Origin of the sequence: Streptomyces tendae (assembly GCF_008632955.1) — a bacterium.
Classification (GTDB): Bacteria; Actinomycetota; Actinomycetes; order Streptomycetales; family Streptomycetaceae; genus Streptomyces.
Genome location: NZ_CP043959.1, coordinates 6795393 through 6816961, shown reverse-complemented (window position 1 = coordinate 6816961; position 21569 = coordinate 6795393). Strand labels below are relative to the sequence as shown.

Annotated in this window: 21 protein-coding genes, 1 tRNA gene and 1 pseudogene; 9 read left to right on the top strand and 14 right to left on the bottom strand. The window is 72.1% G+C overall.

The annotated features are described in order from the left end of the window. Positions 1–12 precede the first annotated feature (12 nt). From F3L20_RS31295 to F3L20_RS31280, 4 genes are all read right to left on the bottom strand, one after another. Complete coding sequence (locus F3L20_RS31295) at positions 13–474, bottom strand: copper chaperone PCu(A)C (RefSeq protein ID WP_150157113.1); 462 nt, start codon at positions 472–474, stop codon at positions 13–15. Then, the gene (locus F3L20_RS31290) at positions 471–1127 is read right to left on the bottom strand and encodes an SCO family protein (protein ID WP_150157112.1); all 657 of its coding nucleotides are present in this window, start codon (positions 1125–1127) and stop codon (positions 471–473) included. The genes F3L20_RS31295 and F3L20_RS31290 overlap by 4 nt, the downstream gene beginning before the upstream one ends. 90 nt (positions 1128–1217) lie before the next feature. Beyond that, positions 1218–1961: a YcnI family copper-binding membrane protein gene (locus F3L20_RS31285; RefSeq protein WP_145829497.1), complete on the bottom strand. Its 744-nt coding sequence runs from the start codon at positions 1959–1961 to the stop codon at positions 1218–1220. Between the two features lie 181 nt (positions 1962–2142). After that, positions 2143–2934 carry a hypothetical protein gene (locus F3L20_RS31280; RefSeq protein ID WP_150157111.1) on the bottom strand — a complete coding sequence of 264 codons (792 nt, stop codon included), beginning with the start codon at positions 2932–2934 and terminating at the stop codon, positions 2143–2145. Positions 2935–3154: 220 nt separating this feature from the next. Here F3L20_RS31280 and F3L20_RS31275 point away from each other — a divergent pair, with 220 nt between their 5' ends. After that, positions 3155–3619 carry an ATP-binding protein gene (locus F3L20_RS31275; RefSeq protein ID WP_150157110.1) on the top strand — a complete coding sequence of 155 codons (465 nt, stop codon included), beginning with the start codon at positions 3155–3157 and terminating at the stop codon, positions 3617–3619. A 63-nt stretch (positions 3620–3682) separates the two neighbouring features. Here the strand turns inward: F3L20_RS31275 and F3L20_RS31270 are convergent, their stop codons facing one another. Continuing rightward, positions 3683–5146 (bottom strand): aminopeptidase P family protein, encoded by a 1464-nt coding sequence (locus tag F3L20_RS31270; RefSeq protein ID WP_150157109.1) that lies wholly within the window; start codon positions 5144–5146, stop codon positions 3683–3685. Positions 5147–5264: 118 nt separating this feature from the next. After that, positions 5265–6776 carry a PP2C family protein-serine/threonine phosphatase gene (locus tag F3L20_RS31265; protein ID WP_150157108.1) on the bottom strand — a complete coding sequence of 504 codons (1512 nt, stop codon included), beginning with the start codon at positions 6774–6776 and terminating at the stop codon, positions 5265–5267. 503 nt (positions 6777–7279) lie between these two features. On the opposite strand from F3L20_RS31265, the gene F3L20_RS31260 reads away from it, so the two are divergent. Together F3L20_RS31260 and F3L20_RS31255 are read left to right on the top strand one after the other, a co-directional pair. Then, positions 7280–7945, top strand: coding sequence for a bifunctional DNA primase/polymerase (locus tag F3L20_RS31260; RefSeq protein ID WP_150157107.1), 666 nt, complete (start codon positions 7280–7282; stop codon positions 7943–7945). Between the two features lie 145 nt (positions 7946–8090). Beyond that, positions 8091–8711, top strand: a complete 621-nt coding sequence (locus F3L20_RS31255) for a hypothetical protein (RefSeq protein ID WP_346768043.1) — start codon at positions 8091–8093, stop codon at positions 8709–8711. 310 nt (positions 8712–9021) lie between these two features. Here F3L20_RS31255 and F3L20_RS31250 read toward each other — a convergent pair whose 3' ends face one another. From F3L20_RS31250 to F3L20_RS31240, 3 genes are all read right to left on the bottom strand, one after another. After that, positions 9022–9987 carry a DUF5926 family protein gene (locus tag F3L20_RS31250; protein ID WP_150157105.1) on the bottom strand — a complete coding sequence of 322 codons (966 nt, stop codon included), beginning with the start codon at positions 9985–9987 and terminating at the stop codon, positions 9022–9024. Between the two features lie 223 nt (positions 9988–10210). Then, positions 10211–10855: an ATP-binding protein gene (locus tag F3L20_RS31245; RefSeq protein WP_150157104.1), complete on the bottom strand. Its 645-nt coding sequence runs from the start codon at positions 10853–10855 to the stop codon at positions 10211–10213. Positions 10856–11090: 235 nt separating this feature from the next. Then, positions 11091–11921, bottom strand: coding sequence for a glycerophosphodiester phosphodiesterase (locus F3L20_RS31240; protein ID WP_150157103.1), 831 nt, complete (start codon positions 11919–11921; stop codon positions 11091–11093). A gap of 316 nt (positions 11922–12237) precedes the next feature. Here F3L20_RS31240 and F3L20_RS31230 point away from each other — a divergent pair, with 316 nt between their 5' ends. The 3 genes from F3L20_RS31230 (at position 12238) to F3L20_RS31220 (ending at position 14450) form a co-directional block, all read left to right on the top strand. After that, on the top strand, positions 12238–13719 hold the full coding sequence (locus F3L20_RS31230) for a S1C family serine protease (RefSeq protein ID WP_150157102.1): 1482 nt from the start codon (positions 12238–12240) through the stop codon (positions 13717–13719). Between the two features lie 64 nt (positions 13720–13783). After that, a tRNA-Ser gene (locus F3L20_RS31225) sits at positions 13784–13870 on the top strand. 163 nt (positions 13871–14033) lie between these two features. Next, positions 14034–14450 carry a hypothetical protein gene (locus F3L20_RS31220; protein ID WP_150157101.1) on the top strand — a complete coding sequence of 139 codons (417 nt, stop codon included), beginning with the start codon at positions 14034–14036 and terminating at the stop codon, positions 14448–14450. A 261-nt stretch (positions 14451–14711) separates the two neighbouring features. Here F3L20_RS31220 and F3L20_RS31215 read toward each other — a convergent pair whose 3' ends face one another. The 5 genes and pseudogenes from F3L20_RS31215 to F3L20_RS31195 form a co-directional block, all read right to left on the bottom strand. Further along, entirely contained in the window at positions 14712–15500 is a 789-nt protein-coding gene (locus F3L20_RS31215) for a calcium-binding protein (RefSeq protein WP_150157100.1), read from the bottom strand. A 253-nt stretch (positions 15501–15753) separates the two neighbouring features. Continuing rightward, entirely contained in the window at positions 15754–16011 is a 258-nt protein-coding gene (locus tag F3L20_RS31210) for a hypothetical protein (protein ID WP_240810798.1), read from the bottom strand. A 189-nt stretch (positions 16012–16200) separates the two neighbouring features. Next, positions 16201–16749, bottom strand: a complete 549-nt coding sequence (locus tag F3L20_RS31205) for a DinB family protein (RefSeq protein WP_150157098.1) — start codon at positions 16747–16749, stop codon at positions 16201–16203. After that, on the bottom strand, positions 16746–17177 hold the full coding sequence (locus F3L20_RS31200) for a hypothetical protein (protein WP_150157097.1): 432 nt from the start codon (positions 17175–17177) through the stop codon (positions 16746–16748). The genes F3L20_RS31205 and F3L20_RS31200 overlap by 4 nt, the downstream gene beginning before the upstream one ends. 107 nt (positions 17178–17284) lie before the next feature. After that, a pseudogene (locus F3L20_RS31195) lies at positions 17285–18149 on the bottom strand (bifunctional DNA primase/polymerase). A gap of 356 nt (positions 18150–18505) precedes the next feature. On the opposite strand from F3L20_RS31195, the gene F3L20_RS31190 reads away from it, so the two are divergent. The 3 genes from F3L20_RS31190 to F3L20_RS31180 all read left to right on the top strand — a co-directional run bounded on the left by F3L20_RS31190 (position 18506) and on the right by F3L20_RS31180 (position 21452). Continuing rightward, positions 18506–18790 carry a hypothetical protein gene (locus F3L20_RS31190; RefSeq protein WP_024886183.1) on the top strand — a complete coding sequence of 95 codons (285 nt, stop codon included), beginning with the start codon at positions 18506–18508 and terminating at the stop codon, positions 18788–18790. 299 nt (positions 18791–19089) lie between these two features. Then, positions 19090–19650, top strand: coding sequence for a SigE family RNA polymerase sigma factor (locus tag F3L20_RS31185; RefSeq protein WP_024886182.1), 561 nt, complete (start codon positions 19090–19092; stop codon positions 19648–19650). Positions 19651–19736: 86 nt separating this feature from the next. Next, a complete protein-coding gene (locus F3L20_RS31180; RefSeq protein WP_150157096.1) occupies positions 19737–21452 on the top strand; it encodes a long-chain fatty acid--CoA ligase in 1716 nt (571 codons plus the stop codon). The last annotated feature ends 117 nt before the right edge of the window (positions 21453–21569 follow it).

The following is a 21569-nucleotide window of genomic DNA, read 5'->3' as shown; positions in this document are numbered from 1 at the left end:
GGGGTGTCTCCCTCAGTGTCCGGTCGTCGGGCGGTAGGTGGCCGGCTTCACCGGGAGCTCGACCGTGACGGGGTCGGAGTGGGCGAAGCGCAGCTCGACGGCCACCTTCTGACCTTGCGTCGGCTTGCGCTTCAGCTGTTCGAACATCAGATGGTTGCCAGCGCTCTCCAGCACGAGGCTGCCGTGGGCCGGGATGTCGAGGGACTCGACCTCCCGCATGGACCCGTCGACGGTCTCGTGCACGGTGACCTGGCCGGCGACGTCACTGCTGACCGAGGTCAGCCGGTCCGCGGCCTCGCCCTCGTTGGTGATGGTGAGGAAGCCCGCGGCCAGGTCGGAGACCGGCTGCGGCATGTACGCGGACGCGACCGACAGCCGCGCCGTGCCGTCGTCCGAACCGCCGCACCCGGTCAGCGCCAGCGCCAGTGCCAGCGCCCCGGCCACGGCCGGCACGGTGGCCTTGCGGTGCCTCACGGGTTCTCCCCCTTGATGATCTTGGGGAGGTCCTTGGTGTAGTCCTCGACGGTGGCGTCCTCGCCGTAGAGGACGTAACCGCCGTCCGTCTTCGGGGAGAAGGCGATGACCTGGGTGCCGTGGTCGGAGACGGTCTTGCCGTTGTCGTCCTTGCGCGGCGGGTCGATGGAGATGCCGAGGGTGCGGGCCCCGGCCTGGATGGTGGGGAAGTCACCGGTCAGGCCGACGACCTGGGTGTCGATGCCCTTGAGCCACGTGCCGAGTTCGGCGGGGGTGTCCCGCTCGGGGTCGGTGGTGACGAACACGATCCGCAGCTGGTCCTGCTGGTCCTTCGGCAGCTGCTTCTTGGCCACCGCGATGTTGTTCATCGTCAGCGGGCAGACGTCGGGGCAGTGCGTGTAGCCGAAGTAGATCAGCGTGGGCCGGCCCGCGGTCTCCTTGCGGAGGTCGAACTGCTTGCCCTGCGTGTCCGTGAGGACGAGGTCCGGCTTCTCGAAGGGCTTGTCGAGGACGGTGGCCGCCTGGCGGGCGCCGGTCTCCTCGGAGACCACGGCGACCGGGTCGCCGCTGTCCCCGTCACCGCCGCCGCAGGCGGTGAGGGTCAGGGAGGCGACGGCGAGCAGAGCCGCCGCCGCGTAGGTCTTCTTGCGCATGGAATGGTCCTGAAAGGTGGGTGCTGCGGCGCGCACCGGGAGGCCGCGGGTCCGCGGCCGGCTCCGGTGCGCGCCGTGGAGAGGGGAGACTCAGGCGGTGCGCCGGCGCCCGGCGAGGACGCCGTAGGCGACGCCCGCGGCGCCGACCACGATGCCGACGACGCCCAGGACGCGGGCGGTGGTGTCGGTGCCGCCGGAGCCGTCGTCGTCCGACGCGGCGGAGGTCTGCGCGGAGGCCTTCTCGGCGTCGCCGGACGCCTTGTCGTCGGCAGCGGCGCCGTGACCGTGACCGTCCTCGGCGGGCGCGGACAGGGCGAGCACGGGAGCCGGGTTGTCGGGCTCCTCCTGACCGTCCTGCGGCACCTCGATCCAGCGGACGACCTCCTTGTTGGAGTACGTCTGCAGGGCCTTGAAGACGAGCTCGTCGGTGTCCTCGGGCAGGGTGCCCACGGACACCGGGAACTTCTGGAAGAAGCCCGGCTGGATGCCGTCGCCCTTGGCGGTCCAGGTGACCTTGGAGACGGCCTCGTCGATCTTCTTGCCGTGCATCTCGAGCGGCTTGGCCAGGCGCGACTTGGTGACCTTGATGTCCCAGCCGTCGACGGGCTGCGGCATCACGGACGCCAGGGGGTGGTCCGTGGGGAAGGTGACCTCGACCTTGGTGGTCGAGGCGTTGTCCCGCTCGTTGGGGACCTTGAAGCCGACGACCGCGTAGCCGCCCTTCGCGGCCTCACCCTCGGGCTGCACGCTGACGTGCGCGAAGCAGGGGGTGGACACGGCGAGGACGGCGGCACCGGCGACGGCGCCGGCGGCGGCGATACGGGAAGCCTTCATGGCAGAAGTTGCTCCGCTTCGTTGAGGTTTCACTGACGGTGAGGGATACGCGGCGCGGACGGCCGGTCGGCCCCTTCGGCGGGACGACGGCCGGGCGCACACGGGAGACCGGCGCACGCGCGTGCCGCACGGGACGTCCTTCACCGCGGCCCGGAAACCCCGGCCGGTGGGTCGCCCCGCGTCAGGCGGCGAGAGCGAGTGCGGAGGTGGCGGCCGGCGGGCCCCGCCGGATCACCGTGTGATGCAGGGCGGCGCACGGCGGCGGAAGCGGCGCGAGCAGCGCGGTGCGCGGGGTGACCGGACCCGCCTCGGGCGCGCCGGGGAGCCCGGCGCGCAGGGTCCGCACCAGGGCCAGCGCCGCGCGCAGGGACCGCACGAGGGCGCCTTCGGCGACGCCGTGCGCGGACAGTTCGGCCAGGCGCAGCAGGGCCAGGTCACCCCGGCGCAGCAGCCATCCCGCGGCCAGGGCTGCGAGGACGTGCCCGAGCAGCATCGGCAGCGACGGCAGCAGCGCTCCCGCCGGTCCCGCCGCAACGGCGTCCGCAGCGTGGGCGCCGGGACCGTGCGGTGCGATCCGGGCGTCGGCGAGGACCCGCTCGGCCTCGGCCGGGCTGATCGCGCCAGGCCCGCACAGCAGACGCGCGGCCTGGGCGATCAGGGCGGCGTCGGAGGACGCGGAGCCCTCGGAGGGCGCGCCGTGCTGTCCGAGCCCGAAGAGCGTGTGCAGCGCGGTCTGCCCGCAGGCCAGCAGCGCCGCGATCACCGGCAGCGGGCGGGTGCGTCCGGCGAGCGGCGCGGCGACCGCGACGGCCGCGAGGAATCCCGCGCCCAGCGTCCACAGCGGGACGGTGTCGCAGGAGGCGAGCGAGTGGCCCGCCCCGGCCAGCACGACGCAGACCGCGGCGAACACCGCGGCCCGCAGAATCCGGAGTCCTCGTCCGGAGCGCATCGTGCGCCGGTGGGGGGCAGACATGGCGGCCTCATCATCGCACCAGCACCCCCGGCGCCGTACGGCAGGTCCACAAGATGAGGTACGACCGTAAGATCACCTGTGCGGTGCGGCGTCCCACATACACCGATCGGCTCCCCCGTACACCCGCCATATGGGCGGTGTCACGTCAACTTTGCGCTTACGGACGGGCACACAGGGCAATACGTAACGGTATGTCGAGCCGCAGCCAGGAGGCTGGAGCATGAGCATCTGGTGGTCACTCCATCTGCGGCGCGATGCCGCCAGCGTGCCGCTCGCCCGGCGCCTGCTGCTCGGCACCATGGAGACCGCGGGGGTGGACCCGGAGATCTCCTACGACCTGTCCGTCGCCCTCAGCGAGGCCTGCGCGAACGCCGTGGAGCACGGCGGCGACACCGCGCGGGAGGGCATCTCGGAGGCGTTCCGGGTGACCGCCTACCTGGACGGCGAGAAGTGCCGCATCGAGGTCGCCGACGCGGGACCCGGCTTCCCCGCCGTCACGGCCGGCCGCACCCGGCCACCCGCCAGACCCGCACCCTCCGAGGCGGAGCACGGCCGGGGTCTCTGTCTCATCCAGGAGCTGGCCGACCACGTCCACATCGGCAACAAGCCGGGCCGGGGCGGTGCCGTGGTGAGCTTCGACAAGATCCTCAAATGGCGTGAGGACGCGCCGCTGACGGCCGTGTAGCGAACACGCGAAGGGCCCCTCCCGCTGGCGGGAGGGGCCCTGACGCGTTTCTCGCCGTCGGCGTCAGCCCTTCAGGCCCGCCATCCACGCCTCGACCTCGTCCGAACGGCGGGGCAGCGCCGCGGACAGGTTCCGGTTGCCGTCCTCGGTGACGAGGATGTCGTCCTCGATGCGCACGCCGATGCCCCGGTACTCCTCGGGGACCGTCAGGTCGTCGGCCTGGAAGTACAGGCCCGGCTCCACGGTGAGGACCATGCCCGGCTCCAGGGTGCCGTCGACGTAGGTCTCGGTCCGCGCGGCGGCGCAGTCGTGGACGTCCATGCCGAGCATGTGCCCGGTGCCGTGCAGCGTCCAGCGGCGCTGCAGGCCCAGCTCCAGCACCCGCTCCACCGGGCCCTCGACCAGACCCCACTCGACCAGCCGCTCGGCCAGCACACGCTGCGCGGCGTCGTGGAAGTCGCGGTACTTCGCGCCCGGCTTCACGGCCGCGATGCCGGCCTCCTGGGCGTCGTACACGGCGTCGTAGATCTTCTTCTGCAGCTCGGTGTAGCGGCCGTCGATCGGCAGGGTGCGCGTGACGTCGGCCGTGTAGTACGTGTGCGTCTCCACACCGGCGTCGAGCAGCAGCAGGTCGCCGGAGCGGACCGGGCCGTCGTTGCGCACCCAGTGCAGGGTGCAGGCGTGCGGGCCGGCGGCGCAGATGGAGCCGTAGCCGACGTCGTTGCCCTCGACGCGGGCGCGCAGGAAGAACGTTCCCTCGATGTAGCGCTCGCTGGTCGCCTCGGCCTTGTCGAGGACCTTCACCACGTCCTCGAAGCCGCGCACCGTGGAGTCGACGGCCTTCTGCAGCTCGCCGACCTCGAACTCGTCCTTGACGAGCCGCATCTCGGAGAGGAAGACCCGCAGTTCCTCGTCGCGCTCGGCGGTGACCTTGTCGGCCAGCGCCGCTTCGATGCCGGCGTCGAAACCGCGCACCACGCGGACCGGGCCGGTGGCCTCGCGCAGCGCGCCTGCCAGCTCGCGGACGTCGGAGGCGGGGATGCCGTACAGCTTTTCGGCCTCGGTCAGGGAGTGGCGGCGGCCGACCCACAGCTCACCCTGCCCGTCCAGCCAGAACTCGCCGTTCTCACGGTTGGAGCGCGGCAGGAGGTAGATCGTCTCCTGGTGGCCCTCGGCCGTCGGCTCCATGACGAGGACGCCGTCCTCCGTCTGGTTGCCGGTGAGGTACGCGTACTCGACGGACGCGCGGAAGGGGTACTCCGTGTCGTTCGACCGGGTCTTCAGATTGCCCGCGGGGATCACCAGGCGCTCGCCGGGGAAGCGGACCGACAGCGCCGCACGGCGGGCGGCCGTCTCGGCGGCCTGCGCGATCGGCTCCAGGTCATGCAGCTCGGTGTCGGCCCAGCCGCTCTGCATGTTCGCGGCCAGCTCGTCGGACACGCCCGGGTACAGGCCGTTCTTCCGCTGCTTGACGGGCTCCTCGTCGGCAGTCTCCGGGGTCTCCGGCAGCTCCTCCGCCACGGTCATCCTCCTCGATACGGCACTGGACCACCCCCCATCGTACGGTCGGGCGGAAACGGACGAACCGGGGAAGGGCCTGTTACCGGCAGGCGCACGCGCGGTGAGGGGCGCGGGGCGGCGCCGGTTAGTCGAAGCGGGCCGCGAGGAGCACCACGTCCTCCGAGGAGTCCTCGGCGTCCGCGCCCTCCGGCAGCACCGCCCGCAGCACGTGGTCGGCGACGGCACCGGGGTCGCGGCGAATCGCCCGGGGCACCCCGGCCGCGGCGGCGTGCAGCCGGGCGAAGGCACGGTCGGTCGGATCGCCGGTGCGGTGCAGCAGGCCGTCGGTGTACAGCAGTACCGTCTCGCCCGCCTCCGCCTGGACCTCCACGCTCGGCGCCTCCCAGCAGGCGAGCATGCCGAGGGGCGCCGAGACGGACGTCTCCACGAACTCGGTGCGACGCTCGCCGACCAGCAGCGGCGGACTGTGGCCCGCCCCCGCCAGGGTGATCCGGCGCAGCGCCGGTTCGCAGTAGCCGAACAGGGCGGTGGCCGAACGGGCCGGCTCGGTCAGCCGCAGCAGCAGCTCCAGGTCGGAGAGCACCGCGACCGGGTCCTCGCCCTCCATCACGGCGTACGCGCGCAGTGAGGCCCGCAGCCGTCCCATCGCGGCGACCGCGCTGGGGCCGGAACCGGTGACCGAACCGACGGCGAGGCCGAGCGCGGCGTCCGGCAGCGGCAGCGCGTCGTACCAGTCGCCGCCTCCGCTCGGGCAGGTGCGGTGCCGCGCGGCCAGCTGCACGCCGGCCACCCGGGGCAGGCGGGAGGGCAGCAGCTCCTCGGTCATCGTGGCCATGCACGCGCGCGTGTGCTCCAGTTCGAGGAGTTGGGCGAGGTGCTCCGCGGCCTGACGGACGTACAGGCCGACGAGGTGGCGCTGCCGCTCCGCGGGCTCGGCGGGTTCGTCGTAGAGCCAGACGACCGCGCCCAGGCGTCCGGCGGGCCCGGTGGCGAGGGGGAGGCTGTAGCTGGCGGCGTAGCCGAGGCGGGCGGCGACCTCGCGGTGCCGGGGGTCGAGGCCCTTCTCGGCGAACAGGTCGGGCTCGGCGACGCCGTCGTCCCCGCCGGGCAGCCCGTCGAGCATCCGGCCGTACGGCAGGGAGCCGCGCGGCACCGTCTCGATGTGGCCGAGGTCCGCGCGGCCGAGGCCGAGCCCCACCGTGGCGGCCTGGCCCCGGCCGTCGGCGGGTTCCAGGGAGACGAGACCGCGCCGGGCGCCGACCAGCGCGGCACCCGCGCGCAGCAGCTCCTTCAGCGCTTCGTCGAGCGTGCCGGCGCGCACCAGCCGCTCGGTGAGTTCGTGCAGCGTCGTGAGGTCCGAGACCCAGCCGGCGAGGCGGTCCTGGAGCAGCGCACCCGGGGCGTTCTGGGGGTTTGCCGCGGAGGGCGGAGAGGTACTCGTGGCGGGCGCGACAGTGTGTGCCGGGGCGGGAACCGTTGAATCGATTCCGGCCACTTTCGGAGGGTGCGGGGCGTTCATGGCGTCCGGCTTTCCGACCGGTACGTACTGCTCAAAAGCATCGCAAACCCCCATGTCATTCTGCGTCGCCGGCAGTGTCTCCACATGTACACGTACTCGTGAGGAGATGTCCAGCATTGTCCTGCTGGGATTCCTGGTGTCCGTGAGACGGGAGGGAACTCCCGTCGGACCTCTTGCCGAAATTCGAAGTTGGCTTGAAACTGCCTCAGGGGGAGGCTCACTGCGGTCGACTGGCCTTGCTCGACGGAGCGTCACAGCGGTCGTGATGGGTACGTACTCGGAGAAGGCCAGGGGTGGTTGGGAACCGCTCGGGAACCTGGCGACGGACCCGGGCGTCTTAACCACCGACGACCGTGCCCCATCCTCCCGTGGCGGAGGCGGAGAGAAACACGCGCGACGGCAAACGCCAGACTTCGCCACCCCACGCCGTACCCGTACTTCTGATAGACGCTGTATGGGTGGAACGGCCGCGGAGGCAGCCCATGCCCGGCCCATAGGGGTTCCCCCTGCCCGGCGCGGGGGTGTGATGCGCCAACAGGTACGCACAGTGAAGTGATCGACACATGACGTGATGTGGTCCACGGTGTTGCCAGGCGTGCAACGGAAAGGAACGAGCGCTCATGCGCGAGATCCTCGGAAGGCGACGCAGGCTCCTGTCCCGGCGCGGTGACGGAGGGCCCGATCTGATCGGTGCGGCCCTGACCTTCGCCGCGCAGTGGCAGTGGCCCGTACTCCCCGGTGTGGCGGCCGACCCGCAGAACGGGTCCCGCTGCGCCTGCCCCGACCCGGAGTGCACGGTCCCGGGCGCCCACCCGTTCGACCCCGGCCTCCTCGCCGCCACCACCGACCCGCGCATGGTGCGCTGGTGGTGGACCAACCGGCCGACGGCGCCCGTCGTGCTCGCCACCGGCGGCAAGGCCCCGTGCGCTGTGTCCCTGCCCGCCCTGCCGGCTGCCAGCGCGCTCACCGCGCTGGAACGCCGGGGGATGCGGCTCGGCCCGGTCGTCGCCTCGCCGGCCCGCTGGGCGATCCTCGTGAAGCCCTACTCCCTGGAGCAGCTGGGCGAACTGCTGTACGCCAAGGACTTCGTCCCCGGCTCGCTCCGCTTCCACGGCGAGGGCGGCTACCTCGCCCTGCCGCCGTCCACCACCGCGCAGGGCGATATCCGCTGGGAGCGGGCGCCGCTGCCCGGCTCGGTGGCGCCCTGGGTGCCCGATGTCGAGGCCGTGGTGGACGCCGTGGTCGACGCCCTCACCCGTACGGGTGTGAGCGCGCCCGAGATGTAGGGGCTGCCGTCGCGCGCCGCGCCCGGCGGCCCGTGCCGGACCGCTATCTTCCCGGGGCATGCCGCGTCATGCCGGGAGCCGTGTCCGGACGTCCCGTAGAACCCGTCTGACGGCCCTCGCGGGCGTCGCGGCGGCCTGCGCCGTCGTGCTGCCGCTCGCGGTGGCGTCCGCGGGCCAGGACGCCGGGCGCCAGGCCGCGGCCGGTCCGGACGTCCCGCGTGAGACCCCGGTGCGCCCGGCCTCCGCCGGTCCGGACGCCCCGCGCCGGGCCGCCGTCCGTCCGGACGTCCCCGGCCCGTCCTCCGTACCCGGGGTGTCCGGGAGGCCCGCGGCTGCCGCACCACCCGCCGGCACGACGGCGCGCGCGTCGACGGCGGAGTCCGTGCCGCCCGGCGGGCATCTGTCCACCGCCCTGCGCTGCGGCCCCGAGCTGTCCTCGCCCGAGGGGGTGGAGGCGCAGACCTGTGTGGTGGTGCGCGGGGAGGACGTCTGGGCGCGGACCTACCACCGCAATCTCACCGGCAGGACCCTGGACGCCGCGCTGGCCCTCCTCGGCCCGGACGGGCGCAGCGTGCGGAGCCGGTGCGCGGTGTCCGCCGGGGACGACCCGTCCCTGTGCGAGACCCCGCCCGTACGAATTGCCGGCGCGCCGGCGGAGTACACGGCGGTCGCGGAGTTCGCGCGGTACACCGCGTCCGCGGACGGCACGGGGGACGGGCTGCTGCTGCGATCGGGGAGCAACTCCGCGGCCGGAGAAGGCCGGTGATCGAACGCGTCGGGACGGGACCGCCGACCGGCGACCGGTGAGCCCGTCCGAGGGGCGGCGACGGACCCCGGAGGGTCTGTCCGCAGTACCGGCGACGGGCACGCAAAGACCCGGTTGCTGGCGACGGGGGATGCACCAGCAACCGGGCTACTGGAACGGTAACAAGAGATCGGCGGTTCGCAAATTCGAACTCGGCGTTTCCGGTCACCGACTGGCTTGTCCCTACCGGGAGTTGCGCAAGGGTCGGGTGGTGCGTCCCGGGCGGTTCGGCCGCCCGGGCCACGGGGGGAGCGCCACGTACGGCGGCCCCTCAGCTCAACGTGACCTGGCGGTTCGTCAGACCGCCACGGGCCCGGCGCTCGTCGGCGGTGAGGGGCGCGTCGGCGGCCAGCGCGGTGGCGAGCCGCTCGGCGAACTCGGCCGCCGGCTTCTCCACGTCCTCGGCACCGACCCCGCTGGGCAGGTCCCACACCGGCACGGTGAGCCCGTGGGCACGGAAGGAACCCACCAGGCGCGTCCCCTCACCGAGGGACGACTGCCCGGCCGCGTGCAGCCGCGCGAGAGCGTCCAGAAGCTGCTCCTCGGGGTGCGGCATGACCCACCGCAGGTGGTTCTTCTCCGGCGTCTCGCACCAGTACGCCGAGTCCACGCCCGTCAGCTTGACCGTCGGGATGGCCGCCGCGTTGGCCCGCTCCAGGGAGGCGGTGACGTCCGGCGTGGCGTTCTCCGGGTCCGGCACCCAGAACTCGAAGCCGTCGTGCACCACCGGCTCGAAAGGTCCCTCGGGGGCGAGCAGGTCCTGCAGCCGGGGGCCGTCGGCCGGAGCGCGCCGCGCCTGCACCGGGGTGCCCGGGTCGGCGGTGAGCGCACGCTGCAGCGTGTCGGCCAGGTCGCGGCTGATGTCGCCGGAGGAGGTGTCGTTCTGCAGGCCGAGCAGCACCGAGCCGTCGTCGCGGCGCAGCGCCGGCCAGGCCATCGGCAGCACCGTGGCCAGGGTGACCGAGGGGACGCCCTCGGGCAGGCCGTCCTTCAGGGTCAGCTCGACGGTGGCGGCCGGCACCAGCTCGCGCAGCGCCACCCAGTCGCACTCGCCCGGCAGGCCCTCGAAGGGGCGGCGCACCAGCTCCGTCACCGCCTGCGCGGCGGCGCGGCCGTGGCACGCCTTGTAGCGGCGGCCGCTGCCGCAGGGGCAGGGTTCGCGGGCGCCGACGACCGGGATCTGCCCGTCCGTGAGCTGCGGGCGCTTGGCCTTCGTCTGAGGTCGCTTCTTGGCCATCGTGGGTGTCTCCCGGTTACGGCTCGTCTCGTACGGGCGCGAGCCTAGCCGTTCGCGCCCCGGCCGACGGGAACCTGTGGACGACGTGCCGACCTGTGGACAACCGGGCGAGTGTGTCGGTGCCGACCTGTGGACGACCGGGGGCGAGCGTGTCAGCGCCGCCCCGTGGACGACCGGGGCGAGCGGGCGCCCGCCGTCCCGTCGTCCTCGGCCCGTGCCCGCCTCAGTCCAGGTCGTCGAAGACGTCCGCGAAGTCCAGGCCGGCGATGTGCGAGACGGGCGGGGCGGTCACCCGCGCGGCGAAGTCCTCGCGGCGGTGACAGCTCCTGGCGTCCGGGTCGTGCACGTCGTCGTGGACGACGACCCACACCGTGACCTCCCCGGGAACCTCGTCCCGTACGCCCCAGTCGTCGGACAGCGCGGTGATGATGTTCAGCCCGCGGCCGCCGTGCGCCGTGACCGACGGGGTGGCCGGTGCGGGGCGGGTCGGGCCGCCGCCGTCCGTGACCTCCACGACGAGCCGGCCGCGCGGATCCACCCGCCAGGCCGCCCGCACGTCGCCGTCCCCGGCGAGAGCGTCGCCCAGGGGCCGGCCGTGTTTGCACGCGTTGCTCAACAGCTCGGAAAGGATCAGTACGGCATCGTCGACGACCGATTCCGGAACGCCTCCGTCGCGCAGCTGCGCGCGCATCCGGCGCCTCGCCTTCCCCACGCCCGCAGGGCCATGGGGCACGGCCATGCTCGACGACGTGGGCACCTCCTGTGCCACCACCAACGCCACCCCCGAGACCTCCTTCGCCCCACGCCACGGTGTGGATGCCCCATCGGCCTGAACCGGAAACCGGCCGATCCGTGCGCGGTGACGCACTTGGAACGAGCGAACACGTACCGAACGCGCCGGAGCACTCCCCGTAGTCATGTGGCTGGATTTCGTCGGTGTGGCCGAGATAAGAGGATGTGTGCGGCAGGTCCCGTGGGTCAAGGGGTGTGCGGGAGTTCTGAGACGTATGGGGCGGACGGGGCGCCTCCGGCACCGCCGCGACAACCGCGCCGGCACCTCTCGGTCGTCTCGCCGCCTGGGTCCGTGTCCGGTTCGTGCCTGGTCAGCGGCCCAGCCGGTCGAGCACCGCGCGCGGGCGGTTGGTGATGATGGCGTCCACGCCGAGGTCGACGCAGAGGTCCACGTCCCGCGCGTCGTTCACCGTCCAGACGTGCACCTGACGGCCGGATCGCTTCAGTCGCTCGATGTACGTGGGGTGACTGCGCAGGATGCGGATCGACGGACCGGCGATGTCCACACCGACGGGCAGCCGCCCGTCGCGCAGCCTCGGTGTGACGAACTGCATCAGGTAGACCGTCGGAAGCGTCGGGGCGGCGGCCCGCACGCGGTGCAGGGACCGCGCGGAGAAGCTCATCACGCGCACCGGTGAGTCCTCCCGGTCGGCGGGCGCGTCCAGCCCGAAGCGTTTGAGCAGGACCAGCAGCCGCTCCTCCACCTGTCCCGCCCACCGCGTGGGGTGCTTGGTCTCGATCGCCAGCTCCACCCGGCGCCCGGAGTCCGAGACGAGCTCCAGCAGCCGCTCCAGGGTGAGGACGGAGGTCGCCTCGCGGTCCTCCGGGCGGTGCTCCCAGTCGGGCTCCTCGACGCGAGGTCCGCCGGCCGCGTCCCGGCTCTTCCAGGAGCCGAAGTCGAGGGCGGCGAGATCGGAGAGCTCGAGCGCCGAGACCGCACCGCGCCCGTTCGACGTACGGTTGACGCGACGGTCGTGTACGCAGACCAGGTGGCCGTCGGCGGTGAGGCGTACGTCGCATTCCAGTGCGTCCGCGCCGTCCTCGATCGCCTTGCGGTACGCGGCCAGGGTGTGCTCAGGGGCGTCCTCGGAGGCTCCGCGGTGCGCGACGACTCGGGTCAGGTGCTGTCGTGCGTGGGTCACCGCGTCATGGTGCCACCGCTCGCCGGCCGACGTGCGGGCGGTGTGACGTGAACGGCACGGCCGTCCGGTCGGAGCCATCGGGTGGCGCGCCCTACGTGAGTAATGCCCTATATAAAGAATGGCCCCGGACCCACAGGAACGGCTTACGGTGCCCTGACGGCGTGTGGGAAAAGCTGACGTCATACAAAGGAGACGTGCACAGCTGCATCCGCGTCGCGCCGGACGCCCAGGCGCGCGTGCGTTGCGAGCACCCGTGCGACCGACAACGTCAGCCGTTACGACCGAGAACGACAGCCGTGGATCGAGGAGAGAAGCTGTGAGCACCGAGAACGAGGGCAGCGCGGTACCCCCGGCCCCGTCCGCTCCGCCGCCCCCGCCGGCGGATGCTCCCGCTGCCTCCGCTCCCCAGGGCGCGCACGCGGGGGCGGCTCCGGCGGCCGGCGACCCCTACGGCGCCCAGGGCTCCCCCGCACACCAGGACCCCGGCCCCTACGGCGGCGCCCCGGCCGGCCCTCCCCCCGGCGGGTCCTCCTCCGCCCCTGACGCCTCCTGGCCCCCGCCCCCGCCGCCGTCCACCCCGTCGTACGGCGGTGACGGCGGTGCGGGGCACGGTGCCGCGGGCCACGGCGGTGGCTGGGGCAGCGGCTGGGGCACCCCGTACCAGCAGCCCGCCCCGAAGAGCGGCGGCGGGCGCGGACGCGTCGTCGCCGCGGTCCTGGTCGCCGCGCTGGTCGCGGGTGGTCTGGGCGGCGGCCTCGGCTACACGCTCGCCCGGGAGAACGACAGCGGCGGCTCGACGACCGTCTCGTCGTCCACCAGCGGCGGCAACGTCAAGCGCGACCCGGGCACGGTCGCCGCCGTCGCCGCGGCGGCGCTGCCCAGCACGGTCACCATCGAGGCCGCGAGCAGCAACGGCGAGGGCGGCACCGGCACCGGCTTCGTCTTCGACAAGCAGGGCCACATCGTCACCAACAACCACGTCGTGGCGGACGCCGTCGACGGGGGCAAGCTGTCCGCGACCTTCCCCGACGGCAAGAAGTACGACGCCGAGGTCGTCGGCAACGCGCAGGGGTACGACGTCGCCGTCATCAAGCTGAAGAACGCGCCGTCGGACCTCAAGCCGCTCACCCTGGGCAACTCCGACGAGGTGGCCGTCGGCGACTCGACCATCGCGATCGGCGCGCCCTTCGGTCTGTCCAACACGGTGACCACCGGCATCATCAGCGCGAAGAACCGTCCGGTGGCGTCCAGCGACGGCAGCGGCAGCCAGGCCTCCTACATGAGCGCCCTGCAGACCGACGCGTCCATCAACCCGGGCAACTCCGGAGGCCCGCTGCTGGACGCGCAGGGCAACGTGATCGGCATCAACTCCGCGATCCAGTCGACCGGCAACGGCGGCTTCGGAACGGGGCAGGCCGGCTCGATCGGCCTGGGCTTCGCCATCCCGATCAACCAGGCCAAGTACGTCGCCCAGGAACTGATCAGGACGGGCAAGCCGGTGTACGCCAAGATCGGCGCGTCCGTCTCCCTGGAGGACACGGCGAGCGGCGCGAAGATCACCGAGCAGGGTGTGGGCGGCACGGAACCCGTCGACCCGGGCGGCCCCGCCGACAAGGCCGGCCTGCGTCCCGGTGACGTCATCACCAAGCTCGACGACCGGGTCATCGACTCCGGCCCCACCCTGATCGGCGAGATCTGGACCCACAAGCCCGGCGACGAGGTCACGCTCACCTACGAACGCGGCGGCAAGGAGCGCACCACGGAACTCACGCTGGGCTCCCGCGTGGGCGACAGCTGACCCCACCCGCGTCCGTCGAACCCGTTACCCTTGTCCCCGCGCCGCCGATCACCGGCCGGCGCGGGGAGGTGTGCCCGAGCGGCCTAAGGGAACGGTCTTGAAAACCGTCGTGGCAGCGATGTCACCGTGGGTTCAAATCCCACCGCCTCCGCGCGAGGAGCAGTGAGAGCGGCCCCTGACCAGGTAGATCGGTCAGGGGCCGTTCTCGTGAGCGTCGTCCCGCCAGCGACTGCCGTTCCCCGCCGCTCCCCGACCGGACGGGCACGCAAGGGGCATGCCTCCAGCTTTTCACGCGGCCCGGTTAACCTGCGCGAGTGCGCGCCGCAGAGATCTTCACCTGGGCCGTGGACCGCGATGCCTTGATCAGCACAGTCGAGCTTGCCGCGGCGTTCGACGCCTATCTCTGCACGCTCCCTTGGGCGGGGCAAGGCATCGACTGGCGGGATCTATCGTGCCGGTCCCTCTCACTCAACGGCGTCTCGGACGATGAGGCAGTGTGTTGGGCGCGAGCGACCCCGATGGGAACTCATGACCACGTCCTAGTGATCGACTCTGCAACCGAGCCCGGTGTCATCTGCTCTTTCGACGATGCCTTGCGTGACTTCGAGCTCCTGTCGAATCGCCCAGAGCTCTGCATGTGCGGCCTGGACCTGTCCGGCGAATCCCCCAAGCCGACGTTTGAGCAGTTCATCGAGCGTCGCTCGTTCATGACCCTCAACGCGAAACTGTGAGGTACGGAGGAAGCGGCAGGCACTCTTGCGTCTGGTTGGCTCCTGGCCGGCCACAGGACTTGACCTTGTGACCCGGTCGGTCAACCGGCTTTAGCCCCCGGATGGTAGTCCGCCAAAGTTCGGCGCCAACCGTTCAGTTCGCGCCTGTTGGTGTCAGGTGGTGGTGTCAGCTGCCAGCAGCGGACTTACCGCGGCGAATGAGTCGGACTGAGACCGATCGGGGTACGCCTCTTGCGGAGATCGACCCGCCTTCGTTGCCGATTACCTCACGTCCACGAAGTCACCACTGGCATTGGTCGCCGGCGTTGTCGAGGTGCCCGCGAAGGAGTAGCGGTAGTACCCGTCGACCGAAGCCCTCACCGTGGTCTTCAGCGTGCCAGTGCTGCTTGTCGTGATGGTCTTGATCGTGCTGTATGTGGTGCTGCCCTTCTTCCGGAACTGAAGCTTGACGGGCTGGCCCGTGTAGCCCGCGTACTTGCGGGTGTCCCAGTTGGCGCGCGACAGCTTTCCCGTGACCGTGATGGTCTTTCCCTTCGTCACGGGCTCCGGCGTGGCATTGACGGTGAGCTGGGACGCGCGCTGCACCTTGACAGTGAGGTATGAATCATCCCACGACTGGACCCGGTTGCCGGAGAAGGCGCCCACGCTGACATGCCAGGTGCCAGCGAATGCGTTGGTCACCTCGTTGGTGATAGCCCGGGCATTGGCTTTGACCTGGAAGGAGCTTGTGCAGGTCGTGGTGGTGGAACTTGATGCGGTGCACTTGAGCACGCCAGCCCGGGCGATCGCGCCGTCATGGTCGTCATAGGAGCCGCCGCCATGCCGGAGGTCGAGCCAGGTCTCCTTCACGCCGGAGGGGTCGGAGGCGGTCACCGACGCGGTGAAGTACGTGACGGCGGTGGGGCCCACCACGATGTTCTTGCCGCCGTTGACGACCACCCTGGTGATCCTCGGCCCGTCGCCGGTCGCACTGGCGTCGGGGGCCATGAGCCCGCCCAAAGCCAGGGAACCGCAGATCGCCACCACCGTGGACTTGACCTGTCTATGCATGTGCTTCCTCAAGAGTGATGAGGGCCCGCAGCGCTATCTCCACGCCGGACCGAGCGATTCGATCAACCTTTTGACTGCGTGATCAGACGAACCTCACGGCAGGATGGTTGTACGGCGGGGTAGATGCGAGATTAAGCGGCCGGGCTTGGGGGTGACCCGGCGCTGCGTACCCCCACCGCCTCCGCGCTGAGCGCAGTAAGAACGGCCCCCGGCCTGACCGGTCGGGGGCCGTTCTTGTGGGTGTGCCCGGGGGTCAGACCCAGCTCGTCCAGCCGAAGGTGACCTTGTAAGCGGTGCGCACGGCGTTCCGCCCTCGCCTGCCGGTCAGGCGTCCCACGGTCAGGGCGACGGTGAACAGTGCGGCGAAGACGCCGGCCACGATCATCGCTGCGGCCGGTGACCAGGCCACTCCCGCGAGGACGCAGGCGAAGACCGTGACGGCGGCGCCCAGGTGTGCTGCCGGCATGTCCGTGCGGAAGAAGTCACGCACCGAACGGCGGGACTCCCTCACGCCTGCGTTGTACCGGGCTCTCGCCGCGTCCGGATCGGCGTGCGGTCCTTCCGGCCACCGCTGGTGCACGGCCACCCTCCCCTCGTTCGCCGGCCGGGAGCTCAGTGAGCGGGCGGGCGCGCGCCCGGTCCAGGGCGAGCAGGCTCCGCGGCGGCCGGCCGACGGTCCCGTCGGCTGAGGTGTCCACGGTCATGACGCCGCCCGGATCAGGCGGAGCTGACCGATCTCCGCGATGTTCTTCATCAGTTCGGCGTTCACCCAGGCGATCATGTCGGCCTTGGTGCGGGCCGGGTCGTGCGGCCAGGGGAAGGGCGCCGTGGCGTCCAGGTCCGCGTCGGTCACGCCGTCCAGGTACGCGAGCCATTCCGCGCGCAGCGCGCGGAGCCCGTCGACGGTCGCGGCTCCCTCACCCGGCCAGGTGATCTCGGTCCGCTCCCGGGGGCGGACCCCGCGCGCGTGGTCCAGGGTGACGCTCCACCACCAGCCGATGTGCCAGCTCACCCAGGCGATGGTGGGCACCGGGACGGGGTCCGGCTCGGTCTCCGCCCAGTCGGGGACCCAGGTGCCGTCGGCGGCGCGGCGCACGGTCCAGCAGTGCGGGGCCGGCTCCCAGAGGAAGTCCTCCGGCTCCAGACGCTCCAGGTGGTACTCGAACAGGGACCAGGTCAGGTCGAACTGCCGGCGCAGCAGACCGGTGCGCGAGGCGGCGGGGGAAGCGGCGGGGGAAGATGCGGTCACAGTTCCTCGTCGGTGGCGAGTCGCTCCCAGTCCACGTCCAGCAGGGCCGACTCCGCGTCACGGCCCGAGGGGATGCGCGACGTCGGCTGGAACCAGACCACGGTGAGACGGGAGCGGTACAGGGCGCGGTCGTGGTCCGGGTCGAGCGCCTCGGAGCGGAAGCTGCCGACGCAGGTCACGGCGGGCAGCACCTCCACCGGACCGAAGCCGCCCGCGTACTGGTCGGGGTACTCACGCTTCGGCGGGATCAGATGCACCGGGCCGCCGTGGCGGGTGTGTTCGGCGGACCGGAGCAGCCCGGCGATCGTGAGGTCGTTCAGCGGCTTGCAGGGGTATCCCTCGAGCACTTCCCCGTACGTCGACGACAGGCGCAGCTCGGTGAGGTCGACCGGGCGGCCCGAGGCGAGGACGACGCGGGAGAGTGCCATGGTCGGCACTTTATGGCGCTGGTGCATGTGGGGCTTTCGATTTTTCCGGGCGGGAGCGGGGGCGTGGGAGAGGGCGAGGCGGTCCGGCGGGGTGGGGAGCGGCGGCGTCAGTGGCCGGTCATGCGGGCGGCCGAGGCGATCGTCGCGCGGGCCTCGCGCTCGGACAGACCCGTGGCGCGGGCCGCGTCGACCAGGGGGTCCAGCAGGGCCGGACCGATGCCGTCCTCGTAGGCGCGGCAGGCCGCCCAGAACAGCCGGGTGTTGCGCTGGCCCTCGTGCGCCCCGAGGACGAACTGCACCAGGCCCTGGCCGTGCCCGCCCGCGGACGGTGGTGTCGGATGGTGCGCGCGGGGCGGCGGCAGGAGCAGGCGCAGCAGGGCGGGCGGGCAGGCTGCGGGGGCGAGGTGCGCGGTGCCGGGGGCGGCCGTGTATGTGCCGTGTTCCGTACGGGAGCCGGGGCCGACGAGGTAGCCGCCGGCGCCCCGGATGTCGATGCCGGGGGCGAGGCGCCCGGCGGAGTTGGGGACGACGACGTCGGGCGGCCCGCTCAGCCAGAGGTGGCGGCCGCCGCTCGGGGTGAGGACGACGACCGTGGGCGGGACGGTGAAGCGGTGGCGGGAGGCGAGTGCGCGCAGGGCGGCGGCGGGGTCCGTGCCGTTCTTCGTGTCCAGGTCCACGCCGACGAGGTGGTGCGGGGGCAGGCCGCAGGCGATGCCGTAGCCGGTGGCGCGGGGCGCGGCGGCGAACAGGGCGCGGATCCGGGTGGGGTCGGTGGACGCGTCGTACACGCCGTGGCCGAAGCGGCCGCACTCGCCGTGGCAGCGCGGCCGCGCCGTGCCGGGTCGTCGCGGTGGGGGAACGCAGGGCCGGGAGCTTGGTGCGGGAGAGGGGGAGGACGGCCAGTCCGCGCTCGGCGGCTGACAGGGCGTGTGCGAGGGCCAGCGTCGTGGCCTGCCGGTCGGTGGTGGCCATGGACCTATTTTCGTACATGCGTTCGAAGAAGGGAAGGGGGTGCCGTGCGGCGCGCCCGGAGAGGACGGGGTGTCGGCGGGGTGCCGGAACGCTTCCTCCCTTGGGGTGCCGGGGCCGGCACCGCCTGATGGTCGACGGCTCGTGAATCGGGGTCGAGTAGGGGTTTATCGGCGAGTTCTCACGCTTGCGTGCGAATCAGGGCTTCCGGGGTGGTTCGGCGCGGTCCGGTGGGCAATCCTGATCTTGCGACGTCGTGCACAGCACCAGGGCGGGGGGACAACTTCCCTGGTGAAAGCCGTAGTTCACGCATGGTCGGCCACGAGCCGGTGCGTTCTTGGTTCTGGAGGGAACACAACATGGCAAGCATCCGTACCGCCCGCGTCATCGCCGCCGTCTCCGCGCTCCCGCTCGCTGCCGCTCTGTTCGCCGGGGTCGCGACGGCGGACAACGGCGCCCTCGGTACCGGAGTCGGCGGAGACAACTTCGGCAACTCCGCCACGACCCAGCAGCAGGCAACGGGCTGGGGCGCCGAGAACGAGAGCAATACCGCCCAGGTCAACGGCTCCGCGTTCACGAACGTCAACCAGGGAGAGGACAACGTGGCCATCAGCTTCGCCCCCTTCTGGTGGCCCGCGATCTGACGGAGAGGGGGGTCTCCGACGGAGAAGGGGGAGTACGAACCGGGGGGAGCACGACCGGGGGGAGGACGTCCGTGCGGCGGCGCCACGGTGCCGCCGCGCAGGCGTGGCCGGGGGGCGTCTGCGCCGCCCGCGGCCGGTCGCGCGCCGGGCACGGCCTTCAGGGGCGACCCGCAGGACCCCTCATCCGCTCGTCCACCTCCAGTAGGTGGGGCGGGCCCCACCCCTACAACCTGAGGGGGATCCGGCTTCGGGACCTGCGGGCGATCCGCCGGGCGGGACCCGCTCATAGCGTGGACGACATGACCACACCCGTCTGCACCAGAGCTTCGAACGCCGCTGCTCCGGCGACGCAGACCCTCCCGTACGCGTCCTTCTCGTCGTATATGAGGGCCCGCCAGCCGGTGCTCCTGCGGACCGCCCGGTCGCTGACCGGAAACCCCAGCGACGCGGAGGACCTGCTGCAGACCGCGCTCGCCAAGACCTACGTCGCCTGGGAGCGGATAGAGGACCACCGGGCGCTCGACGGCTATGTGCGCCGCGCGCTGGTGAACACGCGCACCTCGCAGTGGCGCAAGCGCAAGGTCGACGAGTTCGCCTGCGACGAGCTGCCCGAGCCCGACCCGGTGCCCGGCGGCGACGACCCCGCCGAGCAGCAGGCGCTGCGCGACGCGATGTGGCGGGCGATCATGCGCCTGCCGGCACGGCAGCGGGCGATGGTCGTGCTCCGGTACTACGAGGATCTCAGCGAGGCGCAGACGGCCGAGGTGCTCGGCGTCTCGGTCGGGACGGTGAAGTCCGCCGTGTCGAGGGCGCTCGGCAAGCTGCGTGAGGACGCTGAGCTGGGGCTTGTTCGGAAGTGAGGGGGAACATGAGCGGAACCTGACGGAAAACGTCGTCCGGCGGAGCGTGATCGATCATCCGCTCCCCTAGTGACATACCGCGCGGTATGTGCGCACAATCAGCGCAACCCGTACCGACGCCAGGCAATGTCGCCCAGGAGGACGCCGTGCTGAGCACCATGCAGGACGTACCGCTGCTGATCTCGAGGATCCTGACCCACGGGTCGTCGATCCACGGCACTTCGCAGGTGATCACCTGGACCGGCGAGGGAGCCCCGCAGCGTCGTTCCTACGCGGAGATCGGCGCCCGCGCTGCCCAGCTGGCGCACGCCCTGCGCGAGGACCTCGGTGTCACGGGCGACGAACGGGTCGCCACCCTGATGTGGAACAACGCCGAGCACGTCGAGGCGTACTTCGCGATTCCGTCCATGGGCGCCGTGCTCCACACCCTGAACCTGCGCCTTCCGGCCGAGCAGCTCGCGTGGATCGTCAACCACGCCGCCGACCGGGTGGTCATCGTCAACGGCTCGCTGATCCCCCTGATCGCCCCGCTGCTGCCGCACCTCAAGACCCTGGAGCACGTGGTCGTCTCCGGCCCCGGCGACCGCTCCGCCCTGGCCGCCGCCGACGTACGGGTGCACGAGTACGAGGACCTGCTCGCCGGCCGGCCCGTCGCCTACGACTGGCCGGAGCTGGACGAGCGGGCCGCCGCCGCCATGTGCTACACCTCCGGGACGACCGGCGACCCCAAGGGCGTGGTCTACAGCCACCGTTCGATCTACCTGCACTCGATGCAGGTGAACATGACCCAGTCGATGGGGCTGACCGACCAGGACACCTCCCTGGTCGTCGTCCCGCAGTTCCACGTCAACGCCTGGGGCCTGCCGCACGCCACCTTCATGTCCGGCGTCAACATGCTGATGCCGGACCGCTTCCTGCAGCCCGCCCCGCTCGCCGAGATGATCGAGAGCGAGAAGCCGACCCACGCCGCCGCCGTGCCCACCATCTGGCAGGGCCTGCTCGCGGAGCTCACCGCCCGCCCGCGCAACGTCTCCGCCCTCACCCAGGTGACCATCGGCGGCTCCGCCTGTCCGCCCTCCCTGATGGAGGCGTTCGACAAGCTGGGCATGCGGGTCTGCCACGCCTGGGGCATGACGGAGACCTCCCCGCTCGGCACCGTCGCCCGCCCGCCGGCCCACGCCGTCGGCACCGACGAGGAGTTCGCCTACCGGCTGACCCAGGGCCGCTTCCCGGCCGGCGTCGAGGCCCGCCTCACCGGCCCCGGCGGCGAACGCCTCCCCTGGGACGGCGAGTCCGCCGGCGAGCTGGAGGTCCGCGGCCCGTGGATCGCGGGCGCCTACTACAACGGCCCCGACGCCGAACCTCTGCGCCCGGCCGACAAGTTCAGCGAGGACGGCTGGCTCAAGACCGGTGACGTCGGCACCATCAGCGCGGACGGCTTCCTCACCCTGACCGACCGTGCCAAGGACGTCATCAAGTCGGGCGGCGAGTGGATCTCCTCGGTGGAGCTGGAGAACGCGCTGATGGCGCACCCGGACGTCGCCGAGGCCGCCGTGGTCGCCGTACCCGACGACAAGTGGGGCGAGCGCCCGCTGGCCACCGTCGTCCTCAAGGAGGGCGCCACCGCCGACTTCACCACCCTGCGCGCCTTCCTCCAGGAGGAGCGCCGGGTCGCCAAGTGGCAGCTCCCGGAGCGCTGGACGGTGATCGAGGCGGTGCCGAAGACCAGCGTGGGCAAGTTCGACAAGAAGGTGCTGCGCCGGCAGTACGCGGAGGGGACGCTGGACGTCACGCAGATCTGACCGGAGCGGGTGAGGGACCGGACGTGCGCCGGGCGATGAGCGCGGGAAGCGCCCACCGCCCGGCGCGGTTCTGTCAGGGCCTGCGCCCGGGGAGCCCAGGTGGTCCGGCGGACGGGC

What these genes read in the sequence shown, in the direction of transcription:
- F3L20_RS31275 (WP_150157110.1), top strand. Translation starts at nt 3,155, where the DNA reads ATGAGCATCTGGTGGTCACTCCATCTGCGGCGCGATGCCGCCAGCGTG.
- F3L20_RS31250 (WP_150157105.1), bottom strand. Translation starts at nt 9,987, where the DNA reads ATGGCCAAGAAGCGACCTCAGACGAAGGCCAAGCGCCCGCAGCTCACG.
- F3L20_RS31280 (WP_150157111.1), bottom strand. Translation starts at nt 2,934, where the DNA reads ATGTCTGCCCCCCACCGGCGCACGATGCGCTCCGGACGAGGACTCCGG.
- F3L20_RS31260 (WP_150157107.1), top strand. Translation starts at nt 7,280, where the DNA reads ATGCGCGAGATCCTCGGAAGGCGACGCAGGCTCCTGTCCCGGCGCGGT.
- F3L20_RS31270 (WP_150157109.1), bottom strand. Translation starts at nt 5,146, where the DNA reads ATGACCGTGGCGGAGGAGCTGCCGGAGACCCCGGAGACTGCCGACGAG.
- F3L20_RS31215 (WP_150157100.1), bottom strand. Translation starts at nt 15,500, where the DNA reads ATGCATAGACAGGTCAAGTCCACGGTGGTGGCGATCTGCGGTTCCCTG.
- F3L20_RS31190 (WP_024886183.1), top strand. Translation starts at nt 18,506, where the DNA reads ATGGCAAGCATCCGTACCGCCCGCGTCATCGCCGCCGTCTCCGCGCTC.
- F3L20_RS31290 (WP_150157112.1), bottom strand. Translation starts at nt 1,127, where the DNA reads ATGCGCAAGAAGACCTACGCGGCGGCGGCTCTGCTCGCCGTCGCCTCC.
- F3L20_RS31265 (WP_150157108.1), bottom strand. Translation starts at nt 6,776, where the DNA reads ATGCTGGACATCTCCTCACGAGTACGTGTACATGTGGAGACACTGCCG.
- F3L20_RS31185 (WP_024886182.1), top strand. Translation starts at nt 19,090, where the DNA reads ATGACCACACCCGTCTGCACCAGAGCTTCGAACGCCGCTGCTCCGGCG.
- F3L20_RS31200 (WP_150157097.1), bottom strand. Translation starts at nt 17,177, where the DNA reads ATGGCACTCTCCCGCGTCGTCCTCGCCTCGGGCCGCCCGGTCGACCTC.
- F3L20_RS31180 (WP_150157096.1), top strand. Translation starts at nt 19,737, where the DNA reads ATGTGCGCACAATCAGCGCAACCCGTACCGACGCCAGGCAATGTCGCC.
- F3L20_RS31285 (WP_145829497.1), bottom strand. Translation starts at nt 1,961, where the DNA reads ATGAAGGCTTCCCGTATCGCCGCCGCCGGCGCCGTCGCCGGTGCCGCC.